Consider the following 18,187-nt stretch of genomic DNA (forward strand, 5'->3'; position numbering starts at 1 on the left):
ATTTTTAAGCCAATTCGACGGAGTCTTACATCAAGGGAATGAATAAAGTGATTAGCCTTCGGCTGGAGGTACTCTTACGAAGCACGCTTCTCATTAGGCAAAATGAAAAGCGTGCTTCGCAAGGAAACCATCTTGCGGTGCAATCACCTCACCGACAAAACTCGTTCACAAGCGTCTAATTATCTAAAGTATCGCAAAAACATTTTTGATTAGAAGAAGTTCTATCTCAAACACTTGCGGATGACGTTACCGCGTATCGTACTTTTATTTGAATCAAATTACGCTTCTGATGTTACTTCGTAACATCAGTTAAATAAACGTTTTGATGTTAATGCAGAATTTTATTTAAGAACTGCTGCGCTCGTTCACCACGAGGAGCATTAAAGAAATCATCTTTGCTGCAGTCTTCTACAATTTTTCCTTGATCCATAAAGATCACTCGGTCTGCAACCTGACGAGCAAAGCCCATCTCATGGGTTACACACATCATGGTCATACCTTCTTTGGCAAGACCCACCATTACATCAAGCACTTCGTTAATCATCTCTGGATCAAGTGCCGAAGTTGGTTCATCAAACAGCATGGCAATCGGGTCCATACTGAGCGCACGTGCAATGGCAACACGTTGTTGCTGTCCACCTGATAACTGTGCAGGAAATTTAGCGGCATGCGCACTCAAACCCACACGATCTAAATAAGCCAAGCCTTTTTTCTTGGCTTCGGCTTCTGATCGACCCAAGACTTTAACCTGCGCAATGGTCAGGTTTTCGGTAATGGATAAATGTGGAAACAGTTCAAAGTGCTGGAACACCATACCGACACGACTACGCAATTTATTTAAATCGGTTTTTGGGTCATTAATGGAAATACCGTCGACTAAAATCGTACCGGCTTGAAAAGGCTCAAGTCCATTGACGGTTTTAATGAGCGTTGATTTGCCTGAACCTGAAGGTCCACACACGACAACCACTTCACCTTGTTTAATTTGAGTCGTGCAATCGGTAAGCACTTGAAAATCTTTATACCATTTACTGACATTTTGGAGGTCAATCATCGTTTTTTGATCGGTCATACACTTAACCTCCGTTGTAATTTTTTAACTGCATAGGTAGCGATCATACTAATAGTGAAATACACCAGACCGGCAAACAGAATGTATTGAGTTAACAATGACATGAGGTCGCCTCGAACATAGTTGGTGCGGAAAAAGTCTAACAGTCCGATGGCATATACCATGGTTGAATCTTGGAACAGAATGATGGTTTGCTGTAAAAGCAGTGGCGTCATTTTGCGAAAAGATTGCGGCAAAATAATTAAGCGCATCGCTTGGCTATAGCTCATACCGAGAGCATAAGCTGCAGAAGTTTGACCTTTAGGAATTGACTGAATCCCGGCACGGACAATCTCTGAAAAGTAAGCCGCTTCAAATAGCATGAAGGCCACAATACTCGACACGAGGGCAGTATCAATCGTCAGATAGTTACCTGTGATTCCTGTGTAGATAAAGGGTACGGCAAAGTAGAACCACATTAGCACCAAGAGCAAAGGTATAGAACGAAAGAGGTTCACATAGCCTTTAGCAAAAATATTAAAAGCCTTAATCGAGGACAGGCGCATCAACGCCAATAAAGTCCCAATAAAGACACCACCAATGGTTGCCGTGATCACCACTTTGAGTGTGATGCTGAAACCATGCCATAGTGCAGGGCCAGACGCTTGGAGGTCTTGAATAAAAGAACTGAGCCATTCCATTATTTATCTCCTGCAATTAAGCCAGGAACGCGTAGGCGTTTTTCCAGAAAATTCATGAAACCAATTAAACAGATGTTGATCACGATGAAAATAATGGTGACGTAGGTATAAATTTCGATGGTGTTTTGCGTGTATTCACTGATGGTTTTCATCTGTGAAATGATTTCTGCAACACCGACCAAAGACGCAACTGAGGTGTTTTTGACACAGTTGGTCAACTCAGAGCTGAGGGGTGGCAAAATCGTGCGGAATGACTGCGGTAAGATCACATAGCGGTAAAGTTGAGCCGTGCTAAATCCCATGGCATAACCTGCATTGGTTTGCCCCAAAGGAAGCGCTTCAATACCTGTCCTGACTTGCTCACAGACCCGTGCAGCTGTAAATAGACCCAAGCCGACACTTGCAGAAATTAGGGCGGTCGTATTTGCCCCAAGGTCATTCATCCACCAGCTTTTAATCGCAGCAGGGAGGAAGTTAGGTACAACATAGAACCAAATAAACAGTTGAATCAATAAGGGTACATTTCGGAAAATAGTCACGTAGGCAGTACCAATACCTCGTGCTACAGGACTCGGTAGGGTACGCATAATACCCAAGATGCTGCCAAGCACCATCGCAATGCTCCATGCCACCAAAGCGATGACAAACAGCCAGCCGATCCCAATTAAAATCCAATTCAGGTAGGTCGAATCACCTACACCTGTAGATTGGAACAGCACACCCCAATTCCAGCTATAATTCATAGGAACTCCCTATAATGAGCTTAAGCCAAAATCCGTTTGGCTTAAGCATCTTTAGAATGTTTAGGGAAAGTTATTCGTCACGGTCATGTGGATTGCTAATCAATGCTTTTAATTGATCAGACATCGGGAAATTCAAATTGATATTTTTTGGTGGAATTGGCGTTTGGAACCATTTTTTATACATGTCATTGATTTCACCAGAGCTATAGGTCGCTTTGATTGCATCATCAACCACTTGTTTAAAGCCAGTATCGCCTTTACGTAGCATACAACCATAAATTTCTTGAATCGGTGCTGTACCCACGATTTCCCATTTATTTGGATCTTTGGCTTTCGATTTTTCACCCGCCAGCAAAATATCATCCATCATAAATGCCGCTGCACGACCATTTTGTAGCATGAGGAAAGACTCAGCGTGGTCTTTGGCAGAAATGACTTCACCAATACCTAACTCTTTTTCATGTTGACGAATATAACGCTCAGATGTAGTTCCTGCCGTGGTGACTAATTTTTTACCTTTAAGGTCAGCGAAGTCTTTAATCCCAGAGTCTTTTGCAGTAAGTAAGCGTGAACCCACCTCAAAGAAACCTGTTGAGAAATCAACTTGTTGTTGGCGTTCTTTATTGTTGGTGGTTGAACCACACTCTAAGTCGACGGTGCCATTAGAAACTAATGGAATTCGGTTTTGGCTGGTCACTAAGTTATAACGGATTTTTAAATCGGGAAGATTTAATTGTTTTTTTACTGCTTCAACTACTTTTAATTGAAGATCATGCGCATAACCCACAGGTTGGTTTGGATTATCTGCGATATATGAAAATGGAATCGATGAATCGCGATAGCCTAAAACAATCGTGCCCGATTTTTTGATCTTATCTAAAGTCCCTGAGTCAGAAACAGCAGCTTCACTTCCTGCAGCTTTATCCGTTGTAGGTGCTTTATTGTCACTACATGCGCTAAGCCCTAAAGTGAGCGCACTTGCACAGAACAAAGTTGCTAAATGTTTTTTTGACGTCATCGTTAAAACTCCTTTTACCCTGATTTAATATCCACTTTTTATGATCTTGTTACGTATTTAGTTTTATTGCTCTGTTTTTAAGAATGTTTCAACAATAAAAAAGAGATCATTTTCTACATCTTAGGTGATAAATCGAACAAGGCTCAAGCAAAATTTATTGCCGAATTGTTACTAAGAAATGGGATAAGTTATGAACATTTTTTATAAGAAAGTTTGCTATAAGTCATTAAATATAAAATAATTTAATTTTATTGTGAAATAGATAATGAAAATAAAAGGGCATAAAAAAACCTCCAAATGGAGGTTTTCGGGATTAAACTTTAGTTTAATCTCCGTGTTAATGCACAAACATATCCATAAATTCACGAATTTCTTGAATCGCTGTGTCTACGTCGGAAGTCAACCAAGTCGGTTCAAAAAAGCCAGCATAATGCTCCAGTCGATCTTGGGGAACAACTAAGCGAATCGGGCATTCTTCTTCGAGCAAGCGCCAAGGAATAATAGGCACTTCATTATCTAAAAAAGCCGCAATATTTCGAATATCAATCACCATCGCATTGATGCATTCAGGGAATGGCATCACTGAAAACTCTTCAGTACGTCGGCGGAAATATTCCAAATCACCCCATTTCAACACATAACTTGGCTTACTAAATTCAATAATGCCAATAAGATGCTGATCACGAGTGTAATGAAGGGAACATTGATGAGTGACGTCAGTGTCAAGATCAAGCGTTACACCTTGTTGATGGTACGCCATAGATTTGATAACAGGTGAAAAATAAGGTGCATGATTATAGCTCATTTCATTCATCAAAAGCAGAGAATTCCATCTAGCTCAAAAAAGCATTTATTTTTGCAACACTTGATACTCTGAAAATGAATACGATTGAAATGGTACATTCATTTCATGCTCCGATATTTTTACCTTAGCGATTGATTTTAAATCTAAAAATCAGTCATCTATTTAAACAGCAAGACGGATGTAAATTGAACTGATCTTTCAAGTTACATGTTTTCACGGATTGTAATTGTTCTTCACACAACAAAGGATATTGTATTGTTAGTATAAAAAGTGAACGACGAACAACAAAATAGCGAGGGGAATATGACACACGATTTTAATAAACCGCCCCATACCACCAGCGCAGAAGAAACAACACAAAAAAAACGTATCCCAGTGTATATGCTAATTTTAGTGGGTATCTTCTTAATCGCGTTATTGTTTTATATGTTTGCAGATATGAAACCGTCTGCTTCGGATGCACCACCTGATCATCCTGCACCCAATGCACAAACTGCAACTGCCAATGATACGACTAGCGGTACAGCGGGGGATGAAGCTGTTGCCAATGATTCAAATACTGCAACTGCGACAGATCATTGATGATAAATACATGAGTCAGATTTACATGATTGCAAGATCTGAACCTTAAGCATCTCATCAGAATGACACAAATAAAGCCTTGGTTATGCCAAGGCTTTTTTACATTCAATTGTGAGCTTTTGTTGGAGTTATGCATACTTTGGTTGATTAAAAAATACGCAAAAACTAAGGTGGAAAAGAAAGCTTAAGTTCAAAGCATTAATGCTGTGTGATACGCGGCATACGTAAAAATGCACATAACAACAGATCATGTATAACAATGAGGGCGAACGTATGAATGATTATCTGGGTGGTCCGCGTGGCCGTTTTGATGCCATGTATTATTGGGAACAGTTTCACCCCATTTTAAGTGCAGTAGCAATTCTCCTGATAGGTTGGGTCATTGCTTTATTGGTTGCTGCTGGCGTCAAAAAAGTTCTGCAAAAATTAGGTACAAATCAAAAACTTTCAAATGCAACTGGGCACCGTTCCAATGTTGAAAATATAGTCTCCAGAGTTGTGTTCTGGATAATTTTGATCATTGCCGTCATTGGTGCACTCAATGTACTGAATTTGACTAGTGTCAGTGGCCCATTCAGTAACATGATTCAGCAGTTCTTGTTATTTATTCCACAGCTCTTGGCTGCGGTAGCTGTAGGTTTTATTGGTTGGATCGTGGCGAGTTTGGTCAAAGTCGGTTCAAAGAAACTGCTTGATAAAACCCAACTCGATGAAAAACTTAGTTCTGAGGTTGGTGTCAGCCCAATCAGTCAAAATATCAGTGAAATTGTATATTGGCTGATTTTGTTACTTTTCCTACCGATTGTTTTATCGATCTTGGGTTTGAACGGTCTATTGTTCCCAATCCAAAATATGGTCACTGAAGTTGTTTCTTATCTTCCCAATATCTTTATTGCCGGTGTCATCGTCTTTGTGGGGTACATCTTGGCGAAGATTGTGCGAGGTATCGTGGAAGGCTTGGTGAACAGTTTGAGTTTGCAGCAGCAAGTCGAAAAAGTGGGCATGTTTAAAAACGCAAAACTTGCTCAAGTTTTGGGTAATTTTGTCTTTGCTATAGTTATTATCACTGCTTTAATTGTGGCTTTCGAAGCACTTGGTATCGAGGCGATTTCTCAGCCTGCAACAGCCATGTTGCATGAGATCATGTATGCGATACCGAACATCATTGCCGCAGGTTTAATCTTAATCTTGGCTTATGTGGTATCACGTTTTGTGGCACGTCTAGTGGTAGATGTGATCTCGGGTACTGGTGTCGATGCTGTACCAGAAAAATTAGACATTCAACGCTTTTTGGGCAATACCAAAGTGTCGGATGTGGTCGGTTGCCTGATCGTATTTTTCACCATGTTGTTTGCGGTATCTGAAGCTGCTAACCGTTTAGGCTTTGAGCAAATCAGTGCCCTTATTGCTATGTTTATCCAGTTCGGTGCAAGTATTTTACTTGGTGCTGTAATCTTGGTGGTGGGTTTCTGGCTTGCCAATATTGTGGCAAATGTGGTGCAACGAGGGGAATATAACAGTTCACGTTGGTTAGGTAATTTGGTTCGTGTGCTGATTATGGGCTTGGTTGTTGCCATGGGTTTGCGTGCCATGGGTATTGCCGACTCGATCGTGAATTTGGCCTTTGGTTTAACTCTCGGTGCGGTTGCAGTTGCTTTCGCTTTGGCCTTTGGTTTAGGTGGTCGCAATCCGGCGGAACGATTGTTATCAGATCTTATCGATAAAGCGAAACGTGAAGCCAACGAACCGAATCCAGTACAGGAACAGGCGAAGGCAAAAACCACCTTTAATACGCCTACATCGTCTGTAGCGAGTCCAACGCCATCAACATCTGTGATGACTTCTGAAGTGAAAATCGACGATGGCTATCCAAACATTCAACAGGCTGCACCCGGCGTCAGTGAAAAAGAAACGGCCACGCCAGATCAGTTGGATGTAAACCCAAGTGATCAACCACAAAATAATCCATTTGGATCGACAGGCGAGGCTGAAAAACAGGTCGATGCACCTTCGGCACCTGTAACTCCGCCAAAACCGGATGACCCTAATTAACCTGTTCCGTCTTTAGAAAATCGGCCACGCTTAAGTGGTCGATTTTAATGCTCTATTAAGGAATATTGTATGGCAAAAGCACCGAATAAATTTTTAGCCCCAGTGATTATTGCAGGGATCACGGTGGGTTTTTTGGCAAGCGCACGACGCTTTATTTTTGCAAAATCAAAACGCACTAATTTGGAGCAGGCAGAACAATCACCGCCAAACAGTGAAAAAAATTATACCAATCAGTCCAAAAATAATGATTGAAATTTACTCGAAAATTGGTATTTTAAGTAATAGTGATATATGGAATATTACTTAAAATATAAAAACTTAGGATTCATATTGCTGTCATGAATGACACTTATGATCCGTGCAAAGGAATGGCAAAATGGGGGTAATTTCAATGCTCAATACTTTAGTATCGACACTCAAACAAACCGCAAGCGTGCAACCACAACATATTTCAGTTGCCGTTGAAAAAATGGATCTGACAATTCAACGAACTTCGTCGTCGTCAGTATCATTATTTAAAACCGACTATCTTGAATAAGTCAGATCGGGCATAAAAAAAGGGCTGAATGAATCAGCCTTTTTTATGCAGAGATCATCTGCAGATTATGATTAATTCATTCTATGTCGAGATCAGACGTATTCAGAAGCCGCATGTGCAGAAGCCCATGCCCATTGGAAATTGTATCCACCTAAATGACCCGTTACATCGAGCACTTCGCCAATAAAGTACAAGCCTTTCTGTTTTTTACTTTCCATGGTTTTTGATGAGACTTCAGTGGTATCCACACCACCGAGTGTAACTTCAGCAGTACGGTAACCTTCAGTGCCTGATGGCTTCACTTCAAAGCTTTCTAAACGGCTTGCAATAAGTTCTAGTTTTTCATCACTAATATTGCCAATGGCTAATTCAGCTTGTTCAGGCCAAATCAGATTTTGTAATTCTATAACTACACTTTTCGGTAAGTGTTCATTGAACAGTGTACGCAGTAACACTTTGGGTTGACTAGATTTCTTAGATTTGAGGAAATCTAAAACATCTAAAGCTGGAAGGAAATTGATATTAAAGCGTTGGCCGACATCCCAGTAGTTTGAAAGCTGCAATGAGCTTGGGCCACTTAAACCACGGTGAGTAAAGAGTAGAGCCTCAGTAAAACTGTTTAACTCATTCGATAACGTGGCTTCAACAGCATTGCCGCTCAAGCGTGTGGTGACTTCTTTAAAACTATCGGAGAAAGTGAAGGGTACTAAGCCAGCGCGAGTGGGGTAGACAGAATGACCAAATTGTTTGGCAATCTCATAGCCAATTCCTGAACCACCTAAAGTAGGAATAGAAAGACCGCCACTGGCAATAACCACCGATTCTGCTTCAAAATAGCCTAGATTGGTTGCCACTTGAAAGCCTTGTTCTGGCAAGGCATTGACTGCTTTTACTTCACAGTTGGTTTTAATATCCACCAAGCCTGTTTTGTCACATTCTGCCAATAGCATGGCGAGAATTTCTTTTGCACCATTTTGGGTAAATAACTGCCCATGTTTGCGCTCTTCGTACTCAATGCCATATTCGCAGACCATACCAATGAAGTCCCAGTTGGTATAGCGAGTTAATGCTGAAATAACAAAGTGCGGATTATGTGAAATATAATTTTCTGGTTCGACATATAAATTGGTGAAATTGCATTTACCGCCGCCAGACATTAGGATTTTTTTGCCAACTTTATTAGCTTTTTCAACCACCAAAACTTTGCGTCCACGCTGCGCCGCTTTAAATGCCGTCATTAAGCCTGATGCGCCAGCACCTAAAACAAGGACATCATATTGATTTTGCGACATGGTAAGTTTCCGCGTGGAAGAAAGGACGCAGGATTATACGCTTTTTAGCGCTTCGGTTGAACCTTTCAGGCGACCTTGTAGGCCACCAGTATGAATCACTAAAACACGTTGATGGCTTGTAATTTGACCCCGCTCAATCATGCAGAAAATACCTCGCAGCATTTTAGCCGTATAGACCTGTTCTAATGGAATCGCATAGCGTTGCTCAAAGTCATGCATAAACTGTAAAAGTTCCGGCGTTGTTTTGGCATAGCCACCACAGCAAAATTCATCACTGATGCTCCAATTGGTTTTCTGCGTCAGCTGAGCAACATCGTCGCAAAGAAAATTGCCTTTGAGCGCTGAAAAGCCAAGAACATGTTGATGTTCAGCACTGGCTTCAATCAAGCCCGTTATGGTTCCACCTGTACCGACTGCACAGCAGATGAGATCAAAATTTTTTTGATTTTCATGGCTTAAGATTTCTCTACAGCCACGGATAGCCAATGCATTGGTTCCACCTTCAGGAATGACATAATGTTCGGGAAATTCCTGTCGTAATTGCGCTAAAGCGTCTGCTTGTTTCTGTTCTCGATACTGTTGGCGTGTGACAAAACTGAGCTGCATACCAAACTGTTCGGCGGTGGCTAAAGTAGGATTTCGGGCTTGATGTTGTAATTCTTCTCCACGAATGATGCCTAGACTACCGAATCCAAATAAATGTGCAGCATATGCTGTGGCTGCAATGTGATTTGAATAAGCACCGCCAAAGCTAAGCACCTGTTTAAACCCTAATTTCTGCGCCTCAATAAAATTATATTTGAGTTTATAAAATTTATTGCCTGATATTTGTGGGTGTACCAAGTCCAAACGCTTAATACACAAATCAACCCCTTGATATTGAATAGTCTGCTCAGGAATGGCGTGGGCGATAGATTCAAACATGTTGGTAATCGTTATCTTGGTGGTTAGAGGTCAAATAGGTAGGCATTGTAAAACGGTAGGTGCGGAAGATGAAATCCTTTACATCTTGTTCAGCTCAACTTTACTTAAAGCACTTCACTACTAGCATCCGCTAACTAGCAACATCAACTAACTAGCAACATCAACAGAGGTGACGACAGACATACCGGGTCTTAAGTTTTCCAAACCTTGTTGATTAGGATCAATTGCAATTTTCACGGCAATGCGTTGCACGACTTTGGTGAAATTTCCTGTAGCATTGTCAGGTTTCAATACACTAAATTCAGAACCAGCCGCAGGGGAGATTTGCTCAACTTTGCCGTAAAATTTTTGATGTTTCATACCATCGACGCTGAACCAAGCTTTTTGACCAATATGCATATCTGCAATTTGCGTTTCTTTAAAGTTAGCAGTCACCCAGCGCTGCTGTGGAATTAAATACATCAGTTGAGAGCCTGCAGCAACATATTGACCAATACGCGGGCTGACTTCACCAAGCTGACCATCCATAGGTGCCACAATCGTGCTGTAGTCTTTAGTGGTCACTGCCTGATCAAATTGTGCTTTGGCACTATTCACTTGCGCTTTAAGCCCTGTCGCTGCAACTTGTGCAGTTTTGAATGATTCTTTGGCAACTAGTAAATTGGCTTCTGCTTGATGAAGTTGGGCCAAACTATTTTTAGCGTCTGCAATCGCTTTATCTTGTTCTGATTTCGATGCAGCGCCAGTATTGCCGAGTTGTTGGTAGCGCGTCATTTGTGCAAGAGCTAATTCATAGGCCGCACGTGATTGGTCCACTTTCGCTTCGGCTGCCGTAATATCTGCTCTGCGTTGTTCAATGGCTTGACTTTGATTGGCAAGAGAGTTCTGTGCTTGTTCCACCCCAGATTCAGCCTGTGTGACTTTTTGATCATAGGTCGTTGCATCGATATGCATAAGCACTTGACCTTTTTTCACATGATCAAAATCCGTCACCAAAACATCTTTCACATAACCATTAATTTGTGATGAAAGCACCGTGGTTTTGCCTTTGACATAGCTATTTTCAGTCGACTCGATACTGTTATGAAATGGACCAATCCGCCACGCCCATAAGATCAGTGCAATCCCCAACAAGAGGATAATCAACATGAAAATCAGGGTGCGCTGCGGCGTAGAAATAAGCTTGCTCGATGGCGCAGGCATAGCGGTTGCTGTTTGTGGTTGCTGCGGTGCTGCTTGCTCAGTGGGTTTATGGTCTTCGGTCATGGTGTTCTCAATATCAATTAGGTCATTTGGCGGTTGCTTATGTTGTTTAAGTCGGGAAAATTTTAGCTACTATCCGTGCGTTGCTGTTGGCGTAATTGATATTTATTTTTGCCCATCAGCAATAAACCCCAAAGCAACAATAAAACGGCGAATATGCCATTTAAAAAAATCACATCGTTATAGGCTCGAACTTGGGCTTCTCGTGTGATGGTTTGATTAAGGCTACGTATGGCTTGTTGTTGGTCTAAATTGGGGTCTAAAGAATATTGATGCGCACTTTGCGCCAATTGTTGTAGGCGCTGTTCGACTATAGGGGAGGTTTGCGATAAATCATTATAAATCTGTGCCTGATAGGTTTGAGTACGCATTTGCTGATAGGTCGAAAAGAACGATGATCCGACCAGTCCCCCAAAGGTTTGCGTTGCAGAAAACAGCACGATAAACGTCACCATGTGAGATGGGCCTTTTTGCAAAGCACTGACAATGCCTGTAAGCAAAAGTGGGCCAATAAACATGCCACTGGCAAAGCCCACCAAAAACTGACTCCAATAAAAATCATGCGGTCGAACATCACTGGTCAGGTGGTAATCCAGCGCACAGGCAAAGAGCACGAGACCTGCTGCACCAAGCAGATGAAGCACGATTTTTTCTTTGGAAAAGGTCAGGGCACTAAACACTGTGCCTAAGACAATTCCGATCAGCACAACGGTATAAAAAGAAACGAATTGGTCGGGTCCCATGCCCATGGTTTTCAAAAAATTCACTGCCGCATAGCTTTGTTCAGACATGAGAAAGCGAATGGCAAAGGCACCAATAATAAAACTCACGGTAGACGATGTTCCGAGCCAGCGTGTGACAATAAGGGGGTTGACCCGAAAATGTTCATAGGTCAGACCAACAACTAAAAGAATCAAAGCGGCGATGAGTAAATAGGCCAACCATTCAGCTTCAAACCACCAAAGAATCGGGCCTTGAGTCAACACGATACATAGCAACGCAAAGCCGGGTGCCAATAATGCAAAGGTGAATAAATCTTGCTTTTCAAACACTTCGATACGTAGACTGCGTGGCAGTTTTAGAGAGACCACCATCGCCAAACAACATAAGGCTAAACCTAATTCAAAGGTATAGAAAATAGACCAATCATTTACATCGACCAGATAGGGCGACATGATCCATGCCAGCGGTATACCCAACTGCTGAAAGCCCAAAGCCAGATAAAGCCCACGACCAAAATGAGCACGTTTAAAGGCTTGCATGATGTAATACATCCCAAGCGAACTGAGTGGAGCTGCAAGTAAGCCACTGATCACCCGTGCAAAAATTGCCATTTCATAGGTATGGACAAATAAATGCAGCACCATCACCGCGATAAATAATACCAAGCCAATTTCTGAAAATAGCCTAAGTCCATATTGTTGGCGGGCTTTAAATAAGATCAGGTTAGAGCTGACATTGGCCATAACAAATGCCGCAGGGATCCATGCCGCTTCTGAAGGCGTTAATCCATATTCACCTTGTAGAAGGGGTAAATTTGCCGTGATAAATCCATTACTTAAACTCCCCGAGATCGCAACAAATAAACCGATAAAGAAGTATAAAAAACGCTTATAGGTGGGATGTGCAATGGCAGCCGGAGAGCCGGGCAAAGTCGGTTTTTCTTCGGGTGTCCAATCCGGAGCAGGTTCCAATAAACGCGGTGATTTGGACATGACGTGTTACCCGCAAATACCATGTAGTAAAAATTCCACGGCACGTTTGGCGAGTTTTTCCTGATCTGCCTCGGTATGGCCTTGCAAAGCTGCACGTAAAATGGAGGTGACCATGGCATAGTCTGCCGGTTTAAAGTCTGCTCGGCAGCGACCATTTTGAATGGCCTGATCAATCATCGGTTGCAAAATGGCATCACGTCGTTGGTATATTTCAACCATGGCAGGATCATCCCGATCGATCACACGCCAATATTCCATTAAAGCCGTGAGATAGGGAATATTATAAATATGGTCTTGAATGAGGCGAATAAATCCATCATCGAACTGTGCATAATTAAGCGCACGCTGTTCAAGTCGGTTCAAGGCAGCTTGCATTAAGGCGAGTACCAACTCACGACGGTCATTAAAATTACGATAAAACGTCGCACGTCCAACTTGAGCCTGATTGATGATGAGTTGTAAAGGCGCATTGATCCCGTGAATACGGAATACCTCAATTGCAGCTTCTAAAAGCACTTCTCGGTTTTGCGCAGCGAGTTGTTGACGTGTGGACATTATTCTTTGACATCATCATTCTAAATTTATCTAGCTATTAAACGGACAAAAGTGTCCGAAGTAAAATCGTATTCGATAGCAGTTTTGTAACTTGTCTTCTATGTGGTTATAAGAAAATGAATAAATTATTTATTTTAAAAAGAAAATATTTTTCTATCGGCATCAATCTGCATCCGCATTGGAAAGACCGCCGAGACATAATTCCTGACAATTGACCCTAAATCGGCAGATAAATAAGGTGAATATCTGCACAAAAATGCTATGCTGAATTTATAAGCAAGATAATTATAAAAATGGAGGGCATCCAATGAGCAAATTAAGTCGGGCTGTGCTGCCTATGCTGTGCCTGTGCAGTTTTTGGATGGTGGGTTGTGATACGACTGACGAATTGCATCGTCCTCAAAACGAACATCGCACCATGATCATTGGTGGTGTCCCTGTAAATGACCATGACTATAAATTACCCCGTGAGGATGTTGCACTCAATGAAGCCGCTGCGGATGACGACTAGCAGATAGATCCGTCAAAAATAGGGTGGACATACTGTCAGTACACGGTAGTGAGACGTGACATGTAAAGAGTCACAGATGCAGTGTGCTACGTCACATGTGTGAACATTTTGAAGTAGACGTCTTACTTCTGCAGTTTAGTTTGTTGGATTAAAGCCTTACAAACATTTAAAAAGGCTCTGTACTCGCCCAGTATGCCCGAATTGGAATGAACCGCGGTTCAATTGATTAAATCAGGTCAATCTATTAGGTCTATTTGCCAATTGGATGCCTGAATTTCTAAGTTATTTTGTCTAAGTTGCTGACTAATGCTATCGGCTTGTTTCTGTAAATCTGCCACTGCAATGGTTTTAATCCAACGGATTTCACTTGAGCTATAACGACCATTTTCACGGCGTGAGCTGTCAATCGCTTGTTGCAAGATACGATGCTGTTGGGTCAATAAATCACGTTCATTGAGGACCGAAAGCATGCAGCGTCCTGAACTGGTTTTAGCCTGTGCGTTGGTGGCGTGAATCTTTTCAATTAAGCCATAAAGTTCTGTATTTACAGCAAATGCTTCTTGAATTAAAGCATTTGGTTCTTCGCTGGGTGCATCACCTTCTTGAATGAGCACGTTGTTATTGATTCGTTGTTGCAGCGAGGCCAATTTAGTTTGTAAGTCACTGCGTAAAAGTAGGGCTTCGGCTAATTTCATTGTCTTGATATTAATTTGTACTTTTAGCGATCATGCGATGGATTAATGCGGTATTCAAGTTATTTATAGTGAAAAATTTGGTCAATTAAAATAAACACTGCAAATTATAGGGAGAAATTCAGAGATTCTATCTGTAAAATTGCCACGAATTTAAGTGAAAACGGTGTGACAGTGGAATCATTTTGGATATTAGGCTCGATTGCGGCAGCACTATTACTTGGTGCAATGAGCCCGGGGCCAACGTCAATTTATGTGGCGAAGAATTCCATTGCGATTTCACGTAAACACGGTTTATTTACCGCGCTTGGTACAGGTTTAGGCGCTGCAATATTTGGGCTATTAGCGGTATTGGGTTTGCAGGCATTTTTATTGGCTGTACCTTCTGCTTATTTGGCTTTAAAAATTTGTGGTGGTTTATATCTGCTTTGGATGGCATTTAAAATTATAAAACATGCCAAAGAACCCATCGAAGCAGGCGATGCGAGCAGTTCGGAAATGTCACTCCGTCGTGCATTTACCACTGGTTTAATTACCCAGTTGTCGAATCCGAAAATTGCAATTGTGTTAGCCAGTATTTTTACGGCACTTTTACCGAAAGAGATTCCAACGTATTTTTACTTTGTACTGCCAGTTTTGTGTTTCTTTATCGATGCAGGGTGGTGCTCATTGGTCGCTGTGGCTTTGTCAGCAGAAAAACCACGTAAAGTCTATTTGAAGTTTAAAGCGGGTTTTGATCGGGCAGCAGGGGCAGTGATGACAGTGCTTGGGTTAAAGCTGATTTTTGGGATGAAGTGATTGAACTTAGCTCCCCAAAAAAAGCCTCTACGAATAGAGGCTTTTTTATGCTGAAATTTTTGAGGTCAAATGTATCTTTGCAGGCTGTCGCGTATTAATTCTGCTATATGTGTTGGTAGAGCTGAGTTAAAAACAAGTTAATTAGATCGATATTGTTGCTATTAAACGGGTAAATTTCTTCATTTATCATGTTATTTACTGTTATTATTTGTATGCTTTTTATATAAATATCAGAGGGATGATATGTCTAATAAAATTTTATTAATAGCTGCATTGGGGTGTATGTCTTTAACAGCTTGTTCAACAACAGAGACTTCTAGAACTATACAAGCGCCGCAAGTCACAGCAGCAACCGCAGCGGTTCAATATACTGGTGTAAAAACACCTGTTTCGATTGGTAAATTTGACAATCGCTCAAGCTATATGCGTGGTATTTTTTCGGATAATGTTGATCGTTTAGGTGGTCAAGCAAAAACAATTTTAGAAACGCATCTTCAGCAGTCTGGATATTTCTCTGTACTTAACCGCGATAATTTATCTGAATTACAGCAGGAATCTGGATTCAGTAAATCTGCGCAGTCGATTAAAGGTGCGCGTTTTGTATTAACTGGTGATGTGTCTGAGTTTGGTCGTAAAGAAGTGGGTGATCACCAGCTTTTTGGTGTACTAGGTCGTGGTAAAACTCAAATTGCTTATGCAAAAGTTAATCTAAACATTGTAGATGTAAAAACGGCTGAGATTGTACACTCTGTACAAGGTGCTGGTGAGTACGCACTCAGCGAACGAGAAGTACTTGGCTTTGGCTCTACTGCATCTTACGATTCAACATTAAATGGTAAAGTTTTAGATTTAGCTGTACGTGAAGCAGTGAATAATCTTGTGCTTGATTTACAGACTGGCAAGTGGTCTAACAAGTAATAGGATGTTGCTGTGAGACATATTTTTTTATTGATGAGCGGTCTTATTTCGCTAAGTTTGGTTGGGTGCGCAACTGCGCCAAAGTCATTGTACAGCTGGGGTGAATTTCCACAGCAAACTTATTTATCTTTAAGTTTGCCTGAGAAAGCGATGCCACAAGATCAAGTATTAAAACTTGAAAAAGACGTTGAAAAAGCTAAGGCGAAAAACTTAGCTGTTCCGCCTGGACTGTATGCACATTTGGGACTGCAATACCTAAATATGAATGATGCACCGCGTGCGATTCAATATTTTGAGCTTGAGCGTCAGGTCTATCCTGAGTCGACTGTATTAATGGATCGTTTATTGAAAAAAATGACGGGTCAAACTTCAGCAGGAGCAAAAAAATGAAGCATTTAAAAACTTTATTTACAGTTACTGCCGTTGTTGGCTTATTAACGGGTTGTGCAACTGCACCTAAAAATACACGTGATTTAAGTACCTATACTGCAAATATGCCAAAATCTATTTTGGTGATGCCACCTGTGAATGAATCACCTGATACTCGTGCAACCAATAGTTACTGGTCGACTGTGACGGTGCCAGTAGCTGAAGCTGGCTATTACGTTTTTCCAATCAGTGTTGTTGACACCATGTTTAAAGAAAATGGTGTTTATAACGGCGCAGATGCACAAACGATTAGCCCTAAAAAGCTTCAAGAAATCTTTGGTGCTGATGCTGCGCTTTATGTCAAAGTGAAGGAATACGGTTCTAAGTATCAAGTTATTCAAACTGTTGCAACGGTTGCTGTTGAAGCGAAGTTAGTTGATCTAAAAACAGGTGAGTTACTTTGGGAAGGAACTGAAAAGCAAGTGCTGTCTAACAGCAACAATAATGCTGGTTTAGTCGGTATGCTAGTGGGTGCTTTAGTTGACCAAATCTCGAATCATTTAAGCGATAAAGCTTATGTGTTGTCTGGGACAGTTAGTCATTTACTTTATTCACCTCGTTTAAGTGAGCAGAAGGGCTTGTTGTATGGGCCTCGTTCGCCAAACTTTGCGCAGAATGGATTAAGTCCGCAGAAATAATAAAAAGCCCCTCTAGTTAGGGGCTTTTTAGTTGTTATGTTTATGTGTTGATGAGAATACGTGCAAAGAATAGGGGTTTTATATTTTTCATGGAATTCTTATAGCTTGTAAGATAGTGGATGTTTTTAGCATACATTAGGTTGTTTTTCCTTTTAATAAAAAAATTGATCGTTTCTCGAATATAAATGTGATTATTTTTGGTTAAATTTTTATTTTTTAAGTAGGAATAATCTTATTATTGGAAGTTGCTTAGGGTAATGTGTATCTGCAAGCATAAAATATATGGAGGTGTAAATGGAAACAAGAATTGCTTGTTTGACTTGTAAAGCACTTATTTTATCTGATACGGCAATAAAGAATCAGGGTTTATGTGTTCCTTGTGCTAAAGGCTATAGAAACCAAATAGAAGCAGCTAAGAAATACTACGATGAGGAGAAAAAATATAGAGCATCTGAAGAATATGTATATTGGTTGAATTTATCACAGCAGGTATCTGATTTAGCGGATTTGAAAAAACTAAGTTTTGAGAATCAAGTCTATTTTGTTGTGAAAATATTAATTGCAGAAGTTTTTAATGGTGGATTTGATCAATATTTTCATAATAGCTCAGGCGATTATTATGCTGAAACGATACAAGCTCTAAAAGCGTTACAGGCTTTTGAAAGTTTAGAATTATTAGAAAGTGCGAAAATACTATTATTTGGTGCTTTAGAGGTTCCAGTTGAGCAAGGATTAAGATTTAATATTTTAAAAAACAGCACCGAAGCTGAAAGTATTCAATTGGATCAGTTGGATAAATTTTTTGGGGAGTTTCCAGATCAACTTGATCAAAAGCTACGTCAATTTGTCGAAATGAATCATTTATTTAAAGTATATGAGTAGCTAAAAGTGATTCTTTGCAATACGACAAGGCAAATGCTGAAGTTCTAAAATTTACAGCTGATTTGCTCGATTTCATAAAA

The 18,187-nt window shown here is 40.8% G+C and carries 20 protein-coding genes; 9 read left to right on the forward strand and 11 right to left on the reverse strand.

The window, feature by feature from the left end; genetic code table 11:
* Nucleotides 1-328: 328 nt before the first annotated feature.
* From MST17_RS03785 to MST17_RS03805, 5 genes are all read right to left on the reverse strand, one after another.
* Nucleotides 329-1,072, reverse strand: coding sequence for an amino acid ABC transporter ATP-binding protein (locus tag MST17_RS03785; RefSeq protein ID WP_078191089.1), 744 nt, complete (start codon nt 1,070-1,072; stop codon nt 329-331).
* On the reverse strand, nt 1,069-1,752 hold the full coding sequence (locus tag MST17_RS03790; RefSeq protein WP_078191088.1) for an ABC transporter permease subunit: 684 nt from the start codon (nt 1,750-1,752) through the stop codon (nt 1,069-1,071). Before MST17_RS03790 ends, MST17_RS03785 begins: the two co-directional genes overlap by 4 nt.
* On the reverse strand, nt 1,752-2,495 hold the full coding sequence (locus MST17_RS03795; RefSeq protein WP_078191087.1) for an amino acid ABC transporter permease: 744 nt from the start codon (nt 2,493-2,495) through the stop codon (nt 1,752-1,754). Before MST17_RS03795 ends, MST17_RS03790 begins: the two co-directional genes overlap by 1 nt.
* 70 nt (nt 2,496-2,565) lie before the next feature.
* Nucleotides 2,566-3,513: a transporter substrate-binding domain-containing protein gene (locus MST17_RS03800; protein ID WP_180004747.1), complete on the reverse strand. Its 948-nt coding sequence runs from the start codon at nt 3,511-3,513 to the stop codon at nt 2,566-2,568.
* Between the two features lie 337 nt (nt 3,514-3,850).
* Entirely contained in the window at nt 3,851-4,273 is a 423-nt protein-coding gene (locus tag MST17_RS03805) for a hypothetical protein (RefSeq protein ID WP_078191199.1), read from the reverse strand.
* 348 nt (nt 4,274-4,621) lie between these two features.
* On the opposite strand from MST17_RS03805, the gene MST17_RS03810 reads away from it, so the two are divergent.
* The 3 genes from MST17_RS03810 (at nt 4,622) to MST17_RS03820 (ending at nt 7,204) form a co-directional block, all read left to right on the forward strand.
* Nucleotides 4,622-4,900, forward strand: a complete 279-nt coding sequence (locus MST17_RS03810) for a hypothetical protein (protein ID WP_078191085.1) — start codon at nt 4,622-4,624, stop codon at nt 4,898-4,900.
* 273 nt (nt 4,901-5,173) lie between these two features.
* Nucleotides 5,174-6,952 carry a mechanosensitive ion channel gene (locus MST17_RS03815; RefSeq protein ID WP_180007507.1) on the forward strand — a complete coding sequence of 593 codons (1,779 nt, stop codon included), beginning with the start codon at nt 5,174-5,176 and terminating at the stop codon, nt 6,950-6,952.
* Between the two features lie 69 nt (nt 6,953-7,021).
* A complete protein-coding gene (locus MST17_RS03820) occupies nt 7,022-7,204 on the forward strand; it encodes a hypothetical protein (protein ID WP_180025849.1) in 183 nt (60 codons plus the stop codon).
* A gap of 378 nt (nt 7,205-7,582) precedes the next feature.
* On the opposite strand, the gene MST17_RS03825 is transcribed toward MST17_RS03820, so the two are convergent.
* From MST17_RS03825 to MST17_RS03845, 5 genes are all read right to left on the reverse strand, one after another.
* Nucleotides 7,583-8,782, reverse strand: coding sequence for an NAD(P)/FAD-dependent oxidoreductase (locus tag MST17_RS03825; protein ID WP_180025848.1), 1,200 nt, complete (start codon nt 8,780-8,782; stop codon nt 7,583-7,585).
* 33 nt (nt 8,783-8,815) lie between these two features.
* The gene (locus MST17_RS03830) at nt 8,816-9,706 is read right to left on the reverse strand and encodes a 1-aminocyclopropane-1-carboxylate deaminase/D-cysteine desulfhydrase (protein WP_180025847.1); all 891 of its coding nucleotides are present in this window, start codon (nt 9,704-9,706) and stop codon (nt 8,816-8,818) included.
* A gap of 147 nt (nt 9,707-9,853) precedes the next feature.
* Nucleotides 9,854-10,972, reverse strand: a complete 1,119-nt coding sequence (locus MST17_RS03835) for an HlyD family secretion protein (protein WP_180025846.1) — start codon at nt 10,970-10,972, stop codon at nt 9,854-9,856.
* Between the two features lie 62 nt (nt 10,973-11,034).
* On the reverse strand, nt 11,035-12,684 hold the full coding sequence (locus MST17_RS03840; RefSeq protein WP_078192276.1) for an MFS transporter: 1,650 nt from the start codon (nt 12,682-12,684) through the stop codon (nt 11,035-11,037).
* Nucleotides 12,685-12,690: 6 nt separating this feature from the next.
* On the reverse strand, nt 12,691-13,239 hold the full coding sequence (locus MST17_RS03845) for a TetR/AcrR family transcriptional regulator (protein ID WP_180007512.1): 549 nt from the start codon (nt 13,237-13,239) through the stop codon (nt 12,691-12,693).
* Nucleotides 13,240-13,546: 307 nt separating this feature from the next.
* On the opposite strand from MST17_RS03845, the gene MST17_RS03850 reads away from it, so the two are divergent.
* Nucleotides 13,547-13,750 (forward strand): NF038215 family lipoprotein, encoded by a 204-nt coding sequence (locus tag MST17_RS03850; RefSeq protein ID WP_078191077.1) that lies wholly within the window; start codon nt 13,547-13,549, stop codon nt 13,748-13,750.
* 236 nt (nt 13,751-13,986) lie between these two features.
* On the opposite strand, the gene MST17_RS03855 is transcribed toward MST17_RS03850, so the two are convergent.
* A complete protein-coding gene (locus MST17_RS03855; protein ID WP_168378581.1) occupies nt 13,987-14,445 on the reverse strand; it encodes a DIP1984 family protein in 459 nt (152 codons plus the stop codon).
* 171 nt (nt 14,446-14,616) lie between these two features.
* Between MST17_RS03855 and MST17_RS03860 the strand changes: the two genes are divergently transcribed.
* The 5 genes from MST17_RS03860 to MST17_RS03880 all read left to right on the forward strand — a co-directional run bounded on the left by MST17_RS03860 (nt 14,617) and on the right by MST17_RS03880 (nt 18,107).
* Entirely contained in the window at nt 14,617-15,240 is a 624-nt protein-coding gene (locus MST17_RS03860) for a LysE family translocator (RefSeq protein ID WP_180007513.1), read from the forward strand.
* A 243-nt stretch (nt 15,241-15,483) separates the two neighbouring features.
* Entirely contained in the window at nt 15,484-16,158 is a 675-nt protein-coding gene (locus MST17_RS03865; RefSeq protein ID WP_180007514.1) for a CsgG/HfaB family protein, read from the forward strand.
* 33 nt (nt 16,159-16,191) lie between these two features.
* Nucleotides 16,192-16,548, forward strand: a complete 357-nt coding sequence (locus MST17_RS03870; RefSeq protein ID WP_180007598.1) for a DUF4810 domain-containing protein — start codon at nt 16,192-16,194, stop codon at nt 16,546-16,548.
* Nucleotides 16,545-17,225: a GNA1162 family protein gene (locus MST17_RS03875; protein WP_180007515.1), complete on the forward strand. Its 681-nt coding sequence runs from the start codon at nt 16,545-16,547 to the stop codon at nt 17,223-17,225. The genes MST17_RS03870 and MST17_RS03875 overlap by 4 nt, the downstream gene beginning before the upstream one ends.
* A 294-nt stretch (nt 17,226-17,519) precedes the next feature.
* Nucleotides 17,520-18,107, forward strand: coding sequence for a DUF4375 domain-containing protein (locus MST17_RS03880; protein WP_180007516.1), 588 nt, complete (start codon nt 17,520-17,522; stop codon nt 18,105-18,107).
* The last annotated feature ends 80 nt before the right edge of the window (nt 18,108-18,187 follow it).

This window comes from Acinetobacter sp. YH16056_T (genome assembly GCF_024605895.1).
Lineage (GTDB): Bacteria > Pseudomonadota > Gammaproteobacteria > Pseudomonadales > Moraxellaceae > Acinetobacter > Acinetobacter amyesii.